The sequence below is a fragment of the Thiomicrorhabdus arctica DSM 13458 genome (genome assembly GCF_000381085.1).
Taxonomy (GTDB): domain Bacteria; phylum Pseudomonadota; class Gammaproteobacteria; order Thiomicrospirales; family Thiomicrospiraceae; genus Thiomicrorhabdus; species Thiomicrorhabdus arctica.
Window position 1 is genome coordinate 1589215 of sequence record NZ_KB905899.1, and the last position, 19120, is coordinate 1608334.

16 protein-coding genes are annotated in these 19120 nt (G+C 41.1%); 6 read left to right on the top strand and 10 right to left on the bottom strand.

Features of this window, described 5'->3' with window-relative positions; translation table 11 throughout:
- Window positions 1-38: 38 nt before the first annotated feature.
- Complete coding sequence (locus tag F612_RS0107490; protein ID WP_019557142.1) at window positions 39-446, top strand: hypothetical protein; 408 nt, start codon at window positions 39-41, stop codon at window positions 444-446.
- Window positions 447-510: 64 nt separating this feature from the next.
- Here F612_RS0107490 and F612_RS0107495 read toward each other — a convergent pair whose 3' ends face one another.
- The 7 genes from F612_RS0107495 to F612_RS0107525 form a co-directional block, all read right to left on the bottom strand.
- Complete coding sequence (locus F612_RS0107495) at window positions 511-1176, bottom strand: carbonic anhydrase (protein ID WP_019557143.1); 666 nt, start codon at window positions 1174-1176, stop codon at window positions 511-513.
- Between the two features lie 344 nt (window positions 1177-1520).
- The gene (locus F612_RS0107500; RefSeq protein WP_019557144.1) at window positions 1521-1943 is read right to left on the bottom strand and encodes a hypothetical protein; all 423 of its coding nucleotides are present in this window, start codon (window positions 1941-1943) and stop codon (window positions 1521-1523) included.
- Between the two features lie 24 nt (window positions 1944-1967).
- A complete protein-coding gene (locus F612_RS0107505; RefSeq protein ID WP_019557145.1) occupies window positions 1968-4229 on the bottom strand; it encodes a nitric oxide reductase activation protein NorD in 2262 nt (753 codons plus the stop codon).
- Between the two features lie 174 nt (window positions 4230-4403).
- Complete coding sequence (locus F612_RS0107510) at window positions 4404-5204, bottom strand: CbbQ/NirQ/NorQ/GpvN family protein (protein ID WP_019557146.1); 801 nt, start codon at window positions 5202-5204, stop codon at window positions 4404-4406.
- Window positions 5205-5407: 203 nt separating this feature from the next.
- A complete protein-coding gene (locus F612_RS0107515; protein WP_019557147.1) occupies window positions 5408-6787 on the bottom strand; it encodes a ribulose-bisphosphate carboxylase in 1380 nt (459 codons plus the stop codon).
- Between the two features lie 215 nt (window positions 6788-7002).
- Window positions 7003-7944 carry a LysR substrate-binding domain-containing protein gene (locus F612_RS0107520; protein ID WP_019557148.1) on the bottom strand — a complete coding sequence of 314 codons (942 nt, stop codon included), beginning with the start codon at window positions 7942-7944 and terminating at the stop codon, window positions 7003-7005.
- 50 nt (window positions 7945-7994) lie between these two features.
- Window positions 7995-8921, bottom strand: coding sequence for a LysR family transcriptional regulator (locus F612_RS0107525; RefSeq protein ID WP_019557149.1), 927 nt, complete (start codon window positions 8919-8921; stop codon window positions 7995-7997).
- 208 nt (window positions 8922-9129) lie between these two features.
- Here F612_RS0107525 and F612_RS0107530 point away from each other — a divergent pair, with 208 nt between their 5' ends.
- The 5 genes from F612_RS0107530 to F612_RS0107550 all read left to right on the top strand — a co-directional run bounded on the left by F612_RS0107530 (window position 9130) and on the right by F612_RS0107550 (window position 15160).
- Complete coding sequence (locus F612_RS0107530) at window positions 9130-10548, top strand: form I ribulose bisphosphate carboxylase large subunit (protein ID WP_026329681.1); 1419 nt, start codon at window positions 9130-9132, stop codon at window positions 10546-10548.
- A 22-nt stretch (window positions 10549-10570) separates the two neighbouring features.
- Window positions 10571-10924, top strand: coding sequence for a ribulose bisphosphate carboxylase small subunit (locus F612_RS0107535; RefSeq protein WP_019557151.1), 354 nt, complete (start codon window positions 10571-10573; stop codon window positions 10922-10924).
- Window positions 10925-11246: 322 nt separating this feature from the next.
- Window positions 11247-12065 carry a CbbQ/NirQ/NorQ/GpvN family protein gene (locus F612_RS0107540; protein ID WP_019557152.1) on the top strand — a complete coding sequence of 273 codons (819 nt, stop codon included), beginning with the start codon at window positions 11247-11249 and terminating at the stop codon, window positions 12063-12065.
- Between the two features lie 80 nt (window positions 12066-12145).
- Window positions 12146-14479 carry a nitric oxide reductase activation protein NorD gene (locus F612_RS0107545; RefSeq protein ID WP_019557153.1) on the top strand — a complete coding sequence of 778 codons (2334 nt, stop codon included), beginning with the start codon at window positions 12146-12148 and terminating at the stop codon, window positions 14477-14479.
- A 117-nt stretch (window positions 14480-14596) separates the two neighbouring features.
- The gene (locus F612_RS0107550; RefSeq protein ID WP_019557154.1) at window positions 14597-15160 is read left to right on the top strand and encodes a hypothetical protein; all 564 of its coding nucleotides are present in this window, start codon (window positions 14597-14599) and stop codon (window positions 15158-15160) included.
- 61 nt (window positions 15161-15221) lie between these two features.
- Here the strand turns inward: F612_RS0107550 and F612_RS0107555 are convergent, their stop codons facing one another.
- The 3 genes from F612_RS0107555 to pyk form a co-directional block, all read right to left on the bottom strand.
- Window positions 15222-16097, bottom strand: coding sequence for a tetratricopeptide repeat protein (locus tag F612_RS0107555; protein WP_019557155.1), 876 nt, complete (start codon window positions 16095-16097; stop codon window positions 15222-15224).
- 176 nt (window positions 16098-16273) lie between these two features.
- Window positions 16274-17338 carry a class II fructose-bisphosphate aldolase gene (fba, locus tag F612_RS0107560; RefSeq protein WP_019557156.1) on the bottom strand — a complete coding sequence of 355 codons (1065 nt, stop codon included), beginning with the start codon at window positions 17336-17338 and terminating at the stop codon, window positions 16274-16276.
- A gap of 117 nt (window positions 17339-17455) precedes the next feature.
- Window positions 17456-18898 (bottom strand): pyruvate kinase, encoded by a 1443-nt coding sequence (gene pyk / locus F612_RS0107565; RefSeq protein WP_026329682.1) that lies wholly within the window; start codon window positions 18896-18898, stop codon window positions 17456-17458.
- Window positions 18899-19120: the final 222 nt, after the last annotated feature.

Genomic DNA, 19120 nt, shown 5'->3' on the forward strand with positions numbered 1-19120 from the left:
AAAAAATCCATACCGTTAGATTAAATAAGGATTCAAATATGGCGAATACGATTACTGCAACAATTAGCTTTGATTACCAAGGCCGCCACTTTGAGCCAAGTGTCGTGTTTGATTTAGATGATTGGGTCAAGCGCAGCGAAGGCGAAATGCCGGACTTCGTATCTGCCATTGCCGGCGGAAGTGACTTTGGCGGACACTCCCATGAAGTAGAAGCGATGGAAGCGGCCGACGTCCTGCTTTCCAATCCAACAGGTATGGCGGACCGTTTTTATAATTTTGCGACTAAAGAATTTAACTTCACAGGCTTTCGTAAAACTTGGCTAAAGAATGTTTACTTCAGTCAGTTAAACCAGATCAATCAACGCCACCTCGACGTGGCCTTAGTAGAAGACTCCCCACAACATTTGTTGATGCTTGACGTCTTACAAATGAGTAAAAAAGTGTAAGCAATAAACGACCACAGAAAATTCGCTTTACCCTCTTCTTTTAGGTATCAAAGAGGAAGTTCAATCAACACGGTTTACTTAAATCTTGACGCAGTGTTAATCTCTCAGCGTCTTCACCATTATCTACCGTCACATTCATATTGTGCAAACGCCCATCTTTAATGTCATAGATAAAGCCATGAATCGCTAGTTTCTGACCTTTTTCCCAAGCCTTGCGCACCGCGGGTACATGACAAATATTACGAACCTGTTCAACAACGTTGATCTCACATAATTTGTCGACCTGCTCTTCTTTAGATAAACTGATTAAATCCGTTTTTGCGCGTTGGTAATATTTTCGAATAGGTCGAATCCAATGATCAATCAAATCCGGATTATCATCATTCAAGGAAGCCATCACCCCACCACATCCATAATGACCATTTACGATAATATGTTTTACTTTCAGGACTTCAACGGCGTACTGAATAACGGACAGGACATTCATGTCACTCGAGTTAACCAAATTGGCAATATTACGATGCACAAAAATTGTACCTGGAGCCATCTTAACCAACTCATTGGCAGGCACTCGACTATCCGAACAGCCTATCCACAAATACTCAGGCATTTGTTGGTGCACTAAGCTTTCAAAAAAACCTGGGCTCTTTTCATTGATCTGTGCAACCCACTCCTCGTTGTTTTTAAATAATTGCTGAATATCGTTATCACATTCACACTGATGACTCATCTTATATCACACCTATCAATTTTGATTCTATTGCTATCACTTAGCTCGAGCTTTAAGTACGTTTAATGTCTTAATCATTAAAGTACACAAGATGCCCGGGAAAAACATAAAGATCATCTCTGACCATAAAAAAACGATGCCGGTCAACCGTCTGTCAATGGCATTATTAAGCCACCCACAACTTCTGTCAATCGTATTTGACCGATAAAAGTCATTAAATGATACAGTAGTCACGTTATAAAACCGAGTATAAAAATACACATTTCAGCTTCCTCCAGACATAAAAAATGCCCTAATCTAAAAGATGAAGGGCATTTCAAAAAAGCATGGATTATATAATAAATTTAATGCGAACCACCTGCAGAGTAGCCAATGGCATAGGCTGCCATTAATGCCTGGTACATCGCATTACTCTCTGCTTGCTCAGGTAGATACGTTTCTGCAATATTTCGTATTAACATCTCAATGGTGACGTTATTACAGTCTGCAATAAATTGTTCTAATGGAACACTCTCCCCATGCATAAACCGGGAAACATACCCTTCAGCCTTAATAACCTCAACCGGCGTACATTCTAACGCATCAAACATATAGGAGTAGGTATCTACATCATTTGCACGCGCTATTCTTCGTGGAATGGACTCCGCGAACTCCAGCAAACTATCTAGATGTAATGGCAGTTCTTCGACGGATTGAAAAACAAATTCTTCACCTTTGTAGCCGAAGTTCATTTTAACCGTAATTAAATTTTTACTCGTTTTTGTCATATTAAGATACCAAAATTCTTATTATTATTTCGTTATATTCATGAATACTTGCGGCAACTGCTCTGGTAATTTCTCAACATGATCAATAATAGTGTAACTATTGCCGAAGATATCCGCTACATACTCATCTGCTTTTGGATCTAGTGTAATACAGTAGGCATGAATGCCTTGCTCACGTAATTCACGAACAGCCATCTTAGTATCTTCAATCAACACCCGAGGATCTTTAGTATCGATATCCGCTGGTTCACCATCCGTTAGAATCAACATGATTTTTTTCTCAGCTTTCTGTGCTTCAAGATAGTGTGCGGCATGACGCATTGCAGGCCCCATTCTCGTTGAGAAAGAAGCTTCCATCGCCGCTATACGTGCTTTAACTTCATCGCCATAACGCTCTGAGTAGCCTTTAATATGTTCATAACGCACTTCTTGACGGGTATCAGAACAGAATCCAGCAATCGCAAATTTATCACCCAACTGCTCAACCGTCCACGCGGTAATCGCTAACGCCTCTTCAGACAGTTCAAGCAATGTTTGTCCTGTATCAGGATTACGTTCATTAAGTGATTGAGACGTGTCAACCAACAACATAACTGCAATATCTCGATTGTCCGTCGTATAACTATAATTGATACGAGGATCGGGTACCTGGCCACTTTTATAATCAACAATTGAACGCAACGCAACATCCAAATCAAGTTCCTCACCCTCTTCTTGGAAGCGAATGCGTTTCTTGTTTTGAGGCTTCATCATTTCAATCATTTTTTTCAAACGCTTAGCCAAGACATCATGCTTAGCCATTAAACGATCAATTTTTCCTGCGTCCCCAGAAGGATGCAGGCGTTCGTAAACCGTTGCCCACTCTGGACGGTATGAATCGGAAAGATAATCCCACTCATCATAGCGACGTGGTGGTAAGCCACCATCAGTTTCAACTAACTTGTCTTCTGCTTCATACTCATTATGCTTATAATCTTCCGCTTCATCACTCTCTTCATGATGCATCCACATAACACGGTTGTCATCACGGTAGGAGATCTCAGTATCATCAAAAAACATATTGGGTAAACTATCTGTCTTTTTACGTGATTTAACATAAAAGTCACTGCCCAACTGCGCCATATCTTCAGTTGTACTCAACTCACCCTTTTCTTCCATAAGGTCATGGAAGCGTTTTTTAAAGGTGGCAATCAACTCATTATCAGCATCAAAACTATCATCCATAATCGCTCTTGATAACCGTGTGGCCCGGTACCGTAAGCAGGCTTGTATTTTAGGATCACATGCGCCTTTCCCAGGTACGGGATGTAGATCTAAAAAGAGTTTCTTTAAGCCAGGGAATTCTTTAATCGCTAAATACTCAACACGACAATCCTCAAAGGTAGAAACGAACAACTGCATATGCGGAGCATAGTTATCGGCCATCAACTCTCCAGACCAGCGTAAATGCGCCATCATATGGGCAATAGTGGCTTGATAGATTTTAATCCCAGGCACGCCATTTTCATCTTGAAATACGTCAGGAATGGCTAATGAGGCTTGATCTACATAAGGCACCGGTTTACGCAGTTGCTTAAAGCCCGTCGTGAAAGATTGGAATGGCAATTCACAGTTCCAAAAAGCCTCTTTCATCATTGACAGTTGGCGCTCGCTACCTTTAAAACTGGTACCCGCTCTTTCACGTTGAATGATGGCACGGGCATCAGGTGCTTCCAATGAAAAATATTCAACTTGGGGATCGGGTAAGTTTTGATAATTGCGCACACCAAAATCAATGAAGTTACGAAGACCTTCAAGATCGAGCAAACTAATCAATTGCGGCATGGACTCGCACAATGAAATAAGACCTGGGCTTTCGTATGCAGCATAGTGTCCCTGGACCACTTCCTCAGATCTTTTTCGGTAATCATCCATAATGTCTAAGTAAGTCTGAAAATCTTCTGCATCGCTCAGAATACGACTGACCGCAGGCAGCGCTTCTAAAAAAGGCAGTACCGCTTTTTTACTCGGGCTTCTAACAATGGTATAGATAAAATCGGCAATTTTCAGACTGGCTTCTTCACCCACATATTTCGCAATATCAGGCATTTCAACTAAAAAGGCCAAACCAGGTTCTACGCCAATACCAATTTTAAATAAGAAGTTAGCACCGTCAATATAGGCATTGATACCTTCTGGGCTCAAGACTTTAACGGCGTCTTCTAGGCAGTGTGGAAACGCTTCTTTTGCTTCAGGAAAACCCGCGGTAAAACGTGCTTGGTATTGGGAAAGTATTTCTGCATCCATGATGTTCAACTCATTTTTGTAGATAAAAGCAAAGCGAAAAGCTTTGTAAAATAGAAACTTCGTTTGAAACGCCTGAGTTTGATTCCTAGCCAGTTAGATAAAAGGTCGATACCCATTTATCTAACGATGATTAACTAGGGGGCGTATTAGACTCAGTAAAAGTCAAATGGTGCTTTAGCCGAAAATCAATTCGATTGCGGTATCTAATGTTTCACGAATATCAGCATCGTCTGTAATCGGACGAACCATCGCCATTTTACAAGCTTCAACAGGAGCAATGCCCTGATTAATCAAGGTTGCAGCATAAACCATCAAACGGGTAGAGATACCTTCATCTAAACCATGGCCTTTTAGATTACGTGCAGTCTCACCAATCTTGACCAGCTTATTGGCTGTATCACGATCAACATTACCTTCTTTCTGAAGAATACCTGCTTCTACCGATGCTTCTGCATAGTCGAAATCAAGTGCGCAAAAACGCTGCTTGGTTGATTGCTTCAGATCTTTCAGCATGGTCTGATAACCAGGGTTATATGAGATAACCAACTGAAAGTCAGGATGTGCTTTAATTAATTCACCCTTCTTATCCAAAGACAGTTCACGACGGTGATCTGTTAAGGCATGGATAACAACCATGGTATCTTGACGCGCTTCAACAATTTCATCCAAATAACAGATAGCGCCGTAACGAGCTGCTAATGTTAAAGGACCATCAACCCAACGCGTTCCGTTAGCATCTAAAAGATAGCGACCGACTAAATCAGAAGCGGTAATGTCTTCATTACATGAAACGGTAATAATTGGCTTACCCAACTTCCATGCCATATGCTCTATGAAACGTGATTTACCACAACCGGTAGGCCCTTTTACCATCACTGGTAAACGCGCATTGTATGCAGCTTCATAAAGCGCTACTTCATTTGATTGTGCGTCATAAAATGGTTCGTTTTCTATCTTGTACTGTGAAATATCCATATCAGTCCCCGTAACATTTATGGTTGGAAGTAAGTAATTTAACAATTCATTTTCAAAAGATGTTTTAGCTATCTTAATTCAAAAATCAATGACTAAATAACCTAGTATTTTGGTAGGTTTATTGCATTCGGATTAAAAAAAACCCCTGCTCGAAAGCAGAGGTTCCTTTTGGTTGTTCTAATAAGAATTCATTAACGAACTTCTTACTTATGAACACCCAACTTTTCTCTCCAGTTAGGATAAAGCTTATCAGCATCCCCTGGGAAAGATTCGAATGCGCGAGCGAATTCGTTATGGTCTTTAGCATACTCGATAGGATCAGCACCAGACTTCCAGCAATCAAATGCTTGAGCCAAAGACTTAGCACCGGCCGCAGGAGAATCGATATGTCCGTAAGCACCACCACCAGAAGTGTTGATTAGGTTACCGTGACCTAGGTTTTCGAAGAAACCAGGTAGACGTAACGCGTTCATACCACCGGAAATAATAGGAGTAACAGGCTTCATACCTTCCCACTTCTGATAGAAAACAGGACCTTGACACTCATCACGTTCGATCATGTAAGCGATGTGTCTATCATCGTTCCCACCTTCCATCTTACCGAAGCCCATTGTACCCACGTGGATACCTGACGCTCCCATAAGACGAGAAAGCTTAGCAAGAACAAACGCAGTGTAACCACGGTTCGCCAAAGGCGAAGTGATTGCACCATGACCTGCACGGTGATAATGCAAGTACTGCGAAGGATAGTTACGACGTGCTGTCGTAATCATACCTGGACCACCAACATAACCATCAACTAATAATGCAACCTGAGGAGCTAATTCACCAAAAGTCTCTAGAACATAGTCAGCACGGTAAGTCATTTCATGGTAATCATCAGCTGTGATGTTAGCAGAGAAAAGTTTAGTCTCACCCGTTTCGTCTTGTGCACGCTTCATAGCATCTACAGTTAGTGGAATAACTGTTTTCATTGGAGCATAAGTTTGGTTACCTTGTGGCTCATCATTCTTGATGAAATCACCACCTAGCCAGAACTGGTATGCAGCTTTTGCAAACGGCTCAGGACGTAGACCAAGCTTAGGCTTGATGATCGTACCCGCGATATAACCACCGTCAACTCTTGGACGACCTAAAAGCTTCCATAGGTAAGAGATGTCTTGAGCAGGACCGTCATATAGGTGTAACTTAGTTTCTGGAATCCAGAAATCTACCATCTGAAGCTGGTGTACATCACCCATAGCTTGGTTGTTACCAACTGAAAGCGTTAGGAAAGAGACAACCATTGATTTACCATCGATGTTGTTGCGATCGAAAAGACCAAAAGGATAAGCCACTTTCATGGTCTTATTTGCTTCATCGATCTCATAGACCATTGCATCAAGGCCTTCAGTAAACTCATCTGTAGTACAAACTTTAACGTTAGTACCAGTTGAAGATTCCGCACAAACGTGTGCAGCTACTTCTAGGTAACCATACCCAGCAGCAGGAGTCATTGTGTAAGCTACTAGAATGTGATTTTGACCTTTAATCAAATCTTCTTCTTTTAGCGATAAGTCAGCATAACGATTCGACTGATCCATTTTCTATACCTCTAATTTAAGGGACGCACTATTTCTTATATTGAATGGCATCCTTACTTTTTGGCTGAACTTTAAAAATTCAACCCCCGAAATTTGAATACTTATTATATTCATAAATAAACGTTATACAAATCAAGTTTTTTTATGTCATGTATAGCCTTTAGTCTATACAAAATCCAATATCTATTAATTTAAATCAATATTACAAGATTCATTTAAAACTTGTTAAAGACCTGCTGACTAAAGCTTTTACCTTCTAGCCTTAATAGTTTAATTAATTCCTCTGCTGCTATCGATAATACCTTGCCCTTTGGATAGGCTAAATACCAATGTCTATTTATTGGAAATCCTTCTACATCCAAGATGCTAATTTCACCTGCATCGATCTCTTTTATAAGCGTTGAAACTGCCGTCACGGTCACACCTAAGCCCTGTAACAATCCTAAGCGAATGACTTCATTTCCTCCTAATACCATCTGCAAACGGGGTTGGAATTTTAATTCCTCAAAAACTTTTTCAATTTGGGAGCGAATTCCTGAACCAACTTCGCGCATTAAAAAGGTTTGACTTGCTAAATCTTCTATATGTAACTTCTTCCCCACAAGGGGATGCGAGCTGTTGGCCACAAAGGCTAAAGGGTTGTCTGCCAATAATGTAGACTCAATATTCAACCCCTCTGGCGGCTGCCCCAATAAATAAAAATCGTCTTTATTTTGCGCAATTCTTTCTAACAAACTCTCTTTATTACCCACTCGTAAAATAACCGAAACATCTGGATAAGATTGCATAAACTCATGAATAACTTTCGGCACGAAATATTGTGCTGTCGAAATTACCGACATTTTGACACTGCCACCAGAAAAGCCTTTCAAATGGTTTATTTTTTGTTCAGCAATGGACAATTGTCCTAATATGCCATCCACTGAAGCATACAGAGCTTGACCCACAGCCGTTAAATATACTTTTCTTCCAATACGCTCAAATAATGGCGCTTCCAAAATATCGACCAGTTTCTTGACCTGCATAGAAACGGTTGGTTGCGTGAGATGTAACTCCTCAGCTGCACGAGAAAAACTATGGTGTCTGGCAATGCTTTCAAACACTTGCAACTGGCGCAAGGTGGCACTTCTAGCTAGAACGGATATTTTCTCAGGCATATTCTTCCTAAGTAAGATTAAAAGATAAAAAATAATTTTTATTATAAACGCTAGCGGGTATCAGACATGACTAATAACTTATTCACATCGACGCTTTTCAGGAATTCTAAAAAAGCCTCTGCAGCGGGTGGAAGCACTTTATTTGATTTATTCGCAACATACCAATCACGTGTCAAAGGAAACCCATCAACATCGAGAACATCCATGTGGCCATAGCGAGTCTCTAAACGAATTGCTTGCTTGGGTAAAATTGAAATTCCTAATCCTGCCATCACGGCTTGTTTTATCGCTTCAGTACTGCCCATTTCCATATATGGTTCAATTTTGACACCATCTTGAGAAAACCGCTCTTCACAAGAAATTCTAACGCCGGAACCCACTTCTCGCATTAAGAAACGTTCATTAGCAAGCACATCAACTGGTATATTTCGTCTCTTTGCTAATGCATGTTGGGGGGGAGCAACGACCACTAATTCACTTTTGAAGAATGGATATGAATCCATTTTCAAATCTTCTGGAACCCTTCCCATTATGATTAAATCATATTGATTCTGTTTGATTTCATCTAAAATCCTTCGGCGGTTAATTACCGTAATAACGGGCTTAACGTCTGGATAACGATTGAGAAAAGACTTCAAGATATAGGAGATAAAATACTTAGCAGGGGTCACCACAGCTATACGTAATTCACCTTCAATTCGGCTCTGTTCAGACTTAATATAAATATTCAATTCCGTCAGTTCATTAAGAATGTTCTGACTGCTTTTAAACATACGTTCACCCGCAGGGGTCAGAAACAATTTTTTGCCTACTACCTGAATTAACTTCACATCATTATTCTCCTCAAGACGTTTCATTTGTATCGAAACGGCAGGTTGTGTAAGGCTTAATTCTTGAGCGGCTTTAGTGTAACTTTCATTTCGCGCAACGGCCTCAAAGATACGAATTTGTTGTGCTGTGACGTTTAATCTATGCATAAAATAATAACCCTTAAAAACGTAAGTACATAGGATACAAGGAGTTTATTGTATAACTATTTGTTTATGATTTACATAACAAACGATGGATTGCAGGTCTTAGAATTTGATTTTAAGATACGTAGCAACTGAGAACAAGATGGATTTAAACGATTCCATGAACTTGATTTCAGAGTTTAAGTTTTTTAAACCTAAAGAGGTAAAACCAATGGCTAAGACCTATAACGCTGGTGTTAAAGCATACCGCGAAACATATTGGATGCCGGACTACGAGCCTAAAGACTCAGACTTCCTAGCATGTTTTAAACTAATCCCACAAGACGGTGTTCCTCGTGAAGAATTGGCTGCTGCGGTTGCTGCAGAATCTTCAACAGGTACATGGACTACTGTTTGGACTGACTTATTAACCGACCTTGATTACTACAAAGGCCGTGCGTACAGAATCGAAGATGTTCCTGGTGATGATGCGAGTTTCTACGCGTTCATTGCATACCCAATCGATCTTTTCGAAGAAGGTTCAGTTGTTTCTGTAATGACTTCGTTAGTTGGTAACGTTTTCGGCTTTAAAGCACTACGTGCATGTCGTCTAGAAGACGTTCGTTTCCCACTAGCATATGTTATGACGTGTGGTGGACCTCCACACGGTATTCAAGTAGAACGTGACAAAATGGACAAGTATGGTCGTCCAATGTTGGGTTGTACTATCAAGCCTAAGCTTGGTCTTTCTGCTAAAAACTACGGTCGTGCTGTATATGAAGTTCTACGTGGTGGTTTAGATTTCTCTAAAGATGATGAAAACGTTACTTCACAGCCATTTATGCGCTGGAGAGACCGTTTCCTTTTCTGTCAAGATGCAATCTCAAAAGCTGAAGCTGAAACGGGTGAGCGTAAAGGTCACTACCTAAACGTGACGGCTGGTACGCCAGAAGAAATGTATGAGCGTGCTGCATTCGCTAAAGAGATTGGCTCTCCAATCATCATGCACGATTACCTAACGGGTGGTTTCACTGCTAACACGGGTCTTGCGAACTACTGTCGTAAGAATGGTCTACTGTTACACATTCACCGCGCAATGCACGGTGTAATTGACCGTAACCCACATCACGGTATCCACTTCCGTGTACTAACGAAAGCACTTCGTTTATCTGGTGGTGATCACTTACACTCAGGTACGGTTGTTGGTAAGTTAGAAGGTGACCGTGAAGCAACTTTAGGTTGGATCGACATCATGCGTGATTCATTCATCGCTGAAGATCGTGCACGTGGAATCATGTTCGACCAAGACTTCGGTGCTATGCCGGGTGTTATTCCAGTTGCATCTGGTGGTATTCACGTATGGCACATGCCTGCGCTAGTTTCTATCTTCGGTGATGACTCTGTTCTTCAGTTCGGTGGTGGTACTCTAGGTCACCCATGGGGTAATGCTGCTGGTGCAGCGGCGAACCGTGTTGCTCTTGAAGCGTGTGTACAAGCACGTAACGAAGGTCAAGAAATCGAGAAAACTGGTAAAGAAATCCTTACTAACGCTGCTAAGCATAGCCCAGAACTTAAGATCGCAATGGAAACTTGGAAAGAAATCAAGTTCGAATTCGATACTGTTGATAAGCTTGACGTTAAGCATAAGTAATTGATAAATTGGAGAATAAATAATGAGTGAAGTACAAGATTACCCATCACGTATCTCTGATCCTAAGTCACGTAAGGCAGAAACTTTTTCTTACCTTCCGGCTATGACTAGTGAGCAAGTTAAAGCTCAGGTTCAGTACATCATTGACAAAGGCTGGAACCCTGCTATTGAGCACTCAGAGCCTGAGCGTGCAACAGATTATTTCTGGTATATGTGGAAATTACCGTTGTTCGGTGAGACTTCTGCAGACGCAGTACTAGCTGAAGTTCAGAATTGTATCAAAGCCAACCCAAACAACCACGTTCGTTTGATTGGTTATGATAACTTTTCGCAGTCTCAAGGTGCCAACATGCTTATTAAGCGTGGTGACATGTAAGCTTAAATCAGCTTTAAAGTTAACGTCTCGGGTCACTTACCAGGTCTGGTAAGTGACCCGAGAAGTTACTTTTAAATAGATTAGGTTAGAAGCGATCTTCTAGCCGACACACATTCTGAGAAGTGGCTTAACACACCGTTAGCCTATTTCTTAACCTGGTTTATTTGTACATTTCTATACCTCGTGTACAGATGACACTTGCCAGCTGGTCCCGAAATCCGGCTGGCATTTTATTTTTTTGGTTTACTCATTTTTTATAAAGTGATGAAACCAAAAAAATTTAAAACACGGTTTGAATATAACTTGTCACGGAGAACCAATCATGTCTGAAGTCAATGCAATAGATCCATCACAATACATTATCAAAGATGAGCCATTCTATCGCCCAGTCGCGGATGAAGTAGAGCTATTTGAATCGGGCTACGCTTCAAGAATGCCAATTATGCTTAAAGGGCCAACGGGATGTGGTAAATCACGTTTTGTTGAATACATGGCACACAAGCTAAATACCCCTCTTATTACCGTTGCTTGTAACGAAGATATGACAGCATCTGACTTAGTAGGTCGCTTCTTAATAGACGCCAACGGTACGCGCTGGCAAGATGGACCTTTGACGGTGGCAGCACGAATTGGTGCTATCTGCTATTTGGATGAGGTCGTTGAAGCACGCCAAGATACAACGGTTGTTATTCACCCTTTAACGGATCACCGTCGCATTTTACCTTTGGACAAAAAAGGTGAATTATTAGAAGCGCACCCTGACTTCCAGTTGGTTATCTCTTATAACCCTGGCTATCAGTCGATGATGAAAGATCTTAAGCAATCAACCAAACAGCGTTTTGGTGGGTTTAGATTTGATTATCCAGCAGCGGACATTGAAGCTGAAATCGTCGCCAAAGAAGCTGGAATTGACCTGGCAACAGCAGAGAAACTTGTTCAGATTGCACAGCGTTCACGTAACCTTAAAGGTCACGGTCTAGACGAAGGTATGTCTACCCGCCTATTGGTTTATGCAGCACAACTAATCAACAAAGGTGTTGATCCTAAGAAAGCTTGTAACATGGCGCTTGTCACACCGCTTACAGATGATGATGATATTTTAGATACCTTGTTAACGACCGTAGATACATTTTTTGAATAAATCCACCAGGCCTGGTGCAACCATTAATTGGAATTGCATCCTGGGCTCGCCGTTGAATTTAAAATGTATAGGATAATGTTATGAGTTTTGATCTAGAAGAAGTCAAAGCATCACTGATTGAAAGCGTTCCTCAACTTGAGGAAATGCTAGATTCATTGATTCAAGAAGCTTCACACTACATGAATGAACACTCTCGTGAAGAGTGGCTGGCTAATGCCAATACGCTTTCCTACCTTGGTAAAGGTCAGGAAGTGGTTGTCAGTTATCTTGAAGCGGTACCTCAAGTCGTCGCAAAAATTGAAGATGAAATTCTGGATGATATCCAAGAAACCGTCATGAAGTTATCTTCCGTTATGTCGGGTGAAGTCATTGCGCTGGTTTTAAACTCGTTGCCGATTATTGCTGAAAAAACTCGCGATATCGATTTGACTAGACAGTATCTTGCGCTTATCTACCAAATTGGCTCTAAAACACCCCGTGCAATGCGACCAATGTTAGGCAACATTGACGACATGATGTCTAAACTAACCGTGTCTGGTTTAAGACGTTGGGCACAATGGGGCGCACAAGCTCACGCGCGTAACTTTCCGGCACAAATCAAATACTTTGGTTTAGAGTCTGAAGACTCAAAAGCTGTCTTTCAACAGCAGCGTAAAGGCTCCTTGTTTATCGATTTTCACCGTCCGGTAAACTTCTTCCTGCGCGCTTTTTGGGCACGTGACTTCTTTATTCGTCCGGCAGCTGCTGACTTTGAAGACTTTAAGCCCTACTTTCAAAATATGGCTCTGCACCTGCCAGACGCACTAAATGATTTAGGCGATGTCACAGGGGCTGAACTTTATCGTGCAATGGCCGCTCACTTAGCCTCTCACCTTTGCTACAGCAAAGCGGCAATTTCAATGGAGCAACTCTCTCCGCAACAGATGTTCTTTATCGAAATTATTGAAGATGCGCGTGTTGAATACAATGCGATTAAGAACTTCCCAGGGCTAAGAAGCTTGTGGATGAAAGTAATCCATGCAAACCAAGAACAGATACAACTTGACCCTAAATCAGATGCTTATCGAATAGAGCAACTTGCGCTTAAATTGATGGACAGAGAGCATGATTTACAAGATGTGCAGTTATCACTTGTTGCTGATAAGTTCTATGCTGAGATAGAAGACAACCTTGACAATGAAAAATGGTCTTGGGATGTCGGTATCTTAATGTTCAATGCAATGAACCTTGCAACCAATAAATGGGTCTCATTAACCGACTTGAGCAAACAACGTTTTGGCTATCGAGATGATAATCGCTTTGTGTGGGCATCTGAAGAGTGGGCAGAAATGGATGCGGGTTCCGGTGGCAACAAGGAAACCGTACGTAAACATGTTTCTGTGATGGAAATGATTAACGAGATTGATTCTGAGTTGATTGATGTTAACCATGATGAAATCTGGGTGCTGGGCTCTGAACTGATGCCTTACGAAGATAATGGTATTTCTTGGAATGAGATGGAAGGGATTGAACCCATTTCTGATCCCTATCACTACCATGAGTGGGATTACCGTGTTCAACTGCATCGTCCAAGCTGGGTCACTTTATATGAACGTCGTGCCAAAAAAGGCGACCCTACCCTTTATAACCGTATCTTAGATGCAAATAAAGGCATTGCACACCGTATCAAACAAATTGTTGATAAATTACAAGCGGTTGGTTTACAGCGTATTCGTCGCTTAGAAGATGGTGATGAATTGGATTTAAACGCCTGTGTTGAAGCCATTACAGCTATCCGCATGGGACAAGAGCCAGACCCTCGTATCACCATGAAAAACGTGATTCGATCGCGTGAAGTTTCGGTGGTTATCCTTTTGGATTTATCTGAGTCAACCAATGAAAAGGTCTCAGGTGCAGACAAAACAATATTGGAAGTTACTCAAGAGTCTGCCATTCTAGTTTCTCATGCCATTAATGGCATCGGTGATCAGTTTGCAGTACACGGTTTCTCATCGGATGGACGACACGATTTACAATATATACGTTTTAAACAATTTGATGAGCCTTTTGATGACGAAGTGCATGCCAGACTTGCCGGTATGAAAGGTGGACTTTCGACCCGTATGGGTGGCGCAATACGTCACGCTGGCCATTATCTTAATCAACAGAACAGCAAGCAAAAATTGCTGCTGGTGATTACAGATGGAGAACCCGCAGATATCGATGAACAGGATGGCCAGTATCTCAAACAAGATGCTAAAAAAGCCGTTGAAGAGTTACAATCGAATGGTATCTACTCGTATTGTTTAACGATTGACCAATACGCAGATAAATATGTGCAAAATATCTTTGGACAGAATCGTTATGCTATCGTTGATGATGTATTAAAACTGCCTGAGAAATTACCACAGTTGTTTGCAAACCTAACAACTTAACACTCTCAGTCAATCTAACTGACTCCACATAAACCTTAGTCAGACTCTGACTAAGGTTTTTTTATTTGTAATTCTGCTAAAATACGCTGAATTACAAGACTATTAGGAATTCATAAAATGAATGCAGAACAATTTATACAGGCCTTAACAGACTTTTCGGATGAAAACTATCAAGCCATAGTAGAAGGTGCTGCTTTAGTCATACACGAAGATAAATCCTTAACATTAGGTAAAATCCAGCAGGCTTATGTCATTTTTGAAATGGGCGATGAAACGTTTGATTCAACTGATGCTTTAAAGGCATCATTGATTGAACGTGCAGCGGATTTAATTGAGGAATACTATCAGAACAATCCAATCAGTAAAATGCACTTTAATAGACAATTATTAGACTTTATTAAAGAGCATGGTGCGAATGCTTTCGTGACGATGCCTGGTCAACAAGCTCAGGTAAAATTATTTACAGAGGATGGTAACGTTCTCCTTGAAACTAAAGAGAGTCCAAAATTCAAATATGGTTTCTGTTTGGTTCTAAATGAAAAAGTATTACCGCAAGCCGTAGAGAATAAAGTTAAAAACTGGGTGTCATCTGGTAGCGCTTACGACGACTATATCAGCGTTAATGTCTGTCGTTTTAGCAGTACAGATTTAGATGATGTTGAAAGCAGCGATTACTTTTAATTATCGTCATCTCACAAAAAAGGGCGGTTAACCGCCCTTTTTTGTGCCTAAATAAACTCAATTACTGTGACAACATATTGCTCAGAATACGGCGAGAATCTTGGGCTAGTTTCGAGTCATTCGCTTCTAACATATTGATAATCGTCACAGCCAACTCTTGGGCTGCTCCTTCTTTATAAGTCGGCTCAACATTTAAAATCTCAAATATCTGATTCATGGCTTCTTCGTAGCCATGTTCAGCCACATAACAGATTGCTAATCCAAAACGCGCATCGAAGTTATCTGGCTGTTGATTTACTTGTTCCAGCAACTCTACCAGGCCTGGTGTCTTTGCAGCCAATCCTTTAAAGGTAATTTGCCCAAGCAATGCTTTACCGATCTCAGACTCTTTCTCTCTATCGGGCAACTTATTATATAAATCGACAGCTTGATCAAGCAGATTAATATCGAGCATAATTTGTACCATATCCATGGCGATACGAGCATTACTAGGATCGCTATTCATCGCCTCTGTGAGGATTTTAATCGCTTGTGGTGTATTTCCCTGTAGGTGTTGGGCACGTGCTTCATCACGCATTTCATCGGATCGACGGAACAGTCCATGAGCCTTCATCAAATCCGCTAATTCATCTGCATCCAACAGACCGATTTCTTGATGAACCATATTTCCATCTTTAAACACCTTAATAGTAGGTACATTGACAATGTCGTATTGCTCTTTTAAGTCACTCTCCATATCAACATCAATACGCGCCAAAATAAATTGCCCTGCAAACTCTTCCGTAAAGTCGGATAATCTACGCTCTAACTTTATACAGTCACCAATACTTGGACTCATAAATAAGGCAAAAACAGGTAGCTTGTAAGAGTTGATTAAAACAATAGAATTAAAATTATTTTGAGAAACTTCAAAGTTGTATATTTCAGTAGAAGCCATGGTTTTCCTAAGTTTTAGAGGTATTTAAAGCATTGTAACAGTTTGTTAAAATCCAATACATAACAAGAAGTTATACTCCCTATAACATCTATTCAAATTTCCAATCAGTTCCCTTTTTTAGGGCACAAAAAAGCCCGCATAAAGCGGGCCTTTTTTTGATCTGAATAAACAGTTAATTAACGAACCGTTTGATTCAATGAACCTGATGCATAACGAGCTTGCATCTCTTCTAGACCAACAGATTTGATCTTAGAACCGTGACCAGCACAACCGAAAGCTTCGAAACGAGCTTTACAGATTTCCATCATCGCGTTTTCTGCAGCATTGTAGAATTTACGAGGATCGAAGTTAGATGTATTTTCAGCTAAGTGCTTACGGATCGCACCAGTAGATGCCATACGAAGATCTGTATCGATATTTACTTTACGCACACCGTACTTAATACCTTCAACGATTGCTTCAACCGGAACGCCGTAAGTTTGGCCCATATCACCACCGTAGTTATTGATGATTTGTAACCACTCTTCTGGAACAGAAGAAGAACCGTGCATGACGATATGAGTATCAGGAATACGCTCATGGATCTTACGGATCTGATCAATCTTAAGGACATCAGCCCCAGGCTTAGAAGTAAACTTATAAGCACCGTGAGAAGTTCCAACTGCGACTGCTAAACAATCAACGTTTGTATCTTTAACGAACTGTGCCGCTTCTTCTGGGTCAGTCAACAGGCTGTCCATATCTAACTTGGCATCAGAACCATGGCCATCTTCTTCACCCATCATACCGGTTTCTAGAGAACCTAAACATCCAAGTTCACCTTCAACTGAAACACCACCAGCGTGTGCAATCTTAACGACTTCAGCCGTGATTCCAGCATTATACTCATAAGATGCAGGGGTCTTCATATCGGCTTCTAAGGAACCATCCATCATAACTGAGGTAAAACCAGACTGGATTGCACGTAAACAAACGCCAACATCAGAACCATGATCCTGGTGCATTACAACCGGCACATTAGGATACATCTCAACGGCTGCTGCGATCATATGACGAAGCATTGGCTCACCAGCATACTTACGTGCACCCGCAGAACCCTGAAGGATTACTGGAGAATCTACAGCGTCAGCAGCACGCATGATTGCGCGAACTTGTTCCATGTTGTTTACGTTAAACGCTGGCATACCAAAGTTATGTTCTGCTGCGTAGTCCATTAATTCACGAAGTGTAATCATCGCCATTTTGGAGACTCCTTTATTTGTTTCAAAAAATTTTAACTATTCTATCAAGCTTTTAGGTGCTATCCAAATAATATTGGTTCGCCATAAACACCAAGGTGTTCATGGCTCAAATTAGGCTTAAGAAACCTTAACAATTTCCATGCTGTTAGTACCACCTAGGTTACCGCGTAATTCACCACGAGTAAGGATCACTAAATCACCCTCTTTAGCGATACCAAAAGACTTAATTCTTTCCATAATAAGCGCTTTAACTTCCGCATCATCACATCCCTCATAACTCACCGTTGAAGGATAAACACCACGGTACATTGTCACTTTACGACGCGTCTCAAGATGTGGTGTTAATGCAATAATCGGAATGCCAGAACTGATACGTGACATCAATAATGCCGTATTCCCTGATTCCGTCAAGGCTGCGATACACTTAACATCAAAATGGTTTGCTGCGTACATAGCAGACATTGCAATGGTTTCATCAACCGCTGTAAATGACTCGTCAATTCGATGAGTAGATTCACGCGAAGAACGTGACTTTTCTGCTTCATGACAGATACGACCCATTGTCTCAATAACCAAACTAGGAGACTTACCGGTAGCCGTCTCACCAGACAGCATCACTGCATCCGTACCATCCATTACCGCATTGGCAACATCAAATACTTCGGCACGCGTAGGAATTGCATTATCAATCATGGTTTCCATCATCTGCGTTGCCGTGATCGTAACACGGTTTAGCTGACGTGAACGCTTGATCATTTTCTTTTGTAAAGCGGGCAACTGTGCATCACCGACTTCAACACCCAGATCACCACGGGCAATCATAACGACGTCAGACGCCAAAATAATGCCATCTAAAGTGGCATCATCAGCTACCGCTTCAGCACGCTCAACTTTGGAAACAATGCTACAGAACAGACCTGCTTTTTGCGCCAGGGTACGACAATACTCAACATCTTCTGCTGAACGAGGGAATGACAAAGCAAGAAAATCTGCTTTCATCTCGGCTGCTGTTAGGATATCTTCCTTATCTTTATCCGTTAAAGCGGAAGCTGAAAGACCACCACCCTGAAGGTTAATACCCTTGTTATTAGAAAGCGTTCCACCCACAATAACCGTACAGTTAACACGCTCACCTACCACGTTATCAACTTCAAACACTAAACGGCCATCATCTAACAATAGACGGTTACCTGGTTTAACATCGTAAGGCAGGCTTTTATAAGTCAAGCCAACTTCGTGTTGGTTACCAAGATTGATATCAACATTATTATCTAAAGAAAACTTATCGCCATCTTCTAGAAAAATTTTATCTTCAGAAAAACGTGCGATACGGATTTTAGGGCCTTGTAAATCGACTAAAACACCCACCTCATGATCATACTTGGCGGCGATAGCTCGAACAGCATCAACACGTGTTTTATGCTCAGCAGGATTACCGTGCGACATATTGATACGCACAACATCTAGACCCGCTTTAATCATTTTTTCTAGTTCGCCTGGACGATCTGTTGCTGGCCCTAAAGTCGCAACAATTTTTGTTCTTCTGATATTTGATGACATTAAATTTATACCTTTTAAATTTGAGTGTTTTACCAATTCAAAAAAGATGTCTCGCAAAATAAACGCCTTCCACACTGACAGCCAATCGGTGGCTGCTATGTCTGTTATGTTTACTTACCGAGTCACCCTCAAATGGAAACCTCATCTTATTACAATAACTCTATTATCAATATGACAAATAGATGAAAACCAGACCTGATAGTTACCAGGCCTGGTCAATTA

Bases quoted from the DNA above. Each gene is read 5' to 3' on its own strand.
- F612_RS0107520 (WP_019557148.1), bottom strand. From the start codon at position 7,944: ATGCCTGAGAAAATATCCGTTCTAGCTAGAAGTGCCACCTTGCGCCAG.
- F612_RS0107555 (WP_019557155.1), bottom strand. From the start codon at position 16,097: ATGGCTTCTACTGAAATATACAACTTTGAAGTTTCTCAAAATAATTTT.
- F612_RS0107550 (WP_019557154.1), top strand. From the start codon at position 14,597: ATGAATGCAGAACAATTTATACAGGCCTTAACAGACTTTTCGGATGAA.
- fba (WP_019557156.1), bottom strand. From the start codon at position 17,338: ATGGCGATGATTACACTTCGTGAATTAATGGACTACGCAGCAGAACAT.
- F612_RS0107525 (WP_019557149.1), bottom strand. From the start codon at position 8,921: ATGCATAGATTAAACGTCACAGCACAACAAATTCGTATCTTTGAGGCC.
- F612_RS0107515 (WP_019557147.1), bottom strand. From the start codon at position 6,787: ATGGATCAGTCGAATCGTTATGCTGACTTATCGCTAAAAGAAGAAGAT.
- F612_RS0107535 (WP_019557151.1), top strand. From the start codon at position 10,571: ATGAGTGAAGTACAAGATTACCCATCACGTATCTCTGATCCTAAGTCA.
- F612_RS0107500 (WP_019557144.1), bottom strand. From the start codon at position 1,943: ATGACAAAAACGAGTAAAAATTTAATTACGGTTAAAATGAACTTCGGC.
- F612_RS0107540 (WP_019557152.1), top strand. From the start codon at position 11,247: ATGTCTGAAGTCAATGCAATAGATCCATCACAATACATTATCAAAGAT.
- F612_RS0107495 (WP_019557143.1), bottom strand. From the start codon at position 1,176: ATGAGTCATCAGTGTGAATGTGATAACGATATTCAGCAATTATTTAAA.
- F612_RS0107530 (WP_026329681.1), top strand. From the start codon at position 9,130: ATGGCTAAGACCTATAACGCTGGTGTTAAAGCATACCGCGAAACATAT.
- F612_RS0107510 (WP_019557146.1), bottom strand. From the start codon at position 5,204: ATGGATATTTCACAGTACAAGATAGAAAACGAACCATTTTATGACGCA.
- F612_RS0107490 (WP_019557142.1), top strand. From the start codon at position 39: ATGGCGAATACGATTACTGCAACAATTAGCTTTGATTACCAAGGCCGC.
- F612_RS0107545 (WP_019557153.1), top strand. From the start codon at position 12,146: ATGAGTTTTGATCTAGAAGAAGTCAAAGCATCACTGATTGAAAGCGTT.
- F612_RS0107505 (WP_019557145.1), bottom strand. From the start codon at position 4,229: ATGGATGCAGAAATACTTTCCCAATACCAAGCACGTTTTACCGCGGGT.
- pyk (WP_026329682.1), bottom strand. From the start codon at position 18,898: ATGTCATCAAATATCAGAAGAACAAAAATTGTTGCGACTTTAGGGCCA.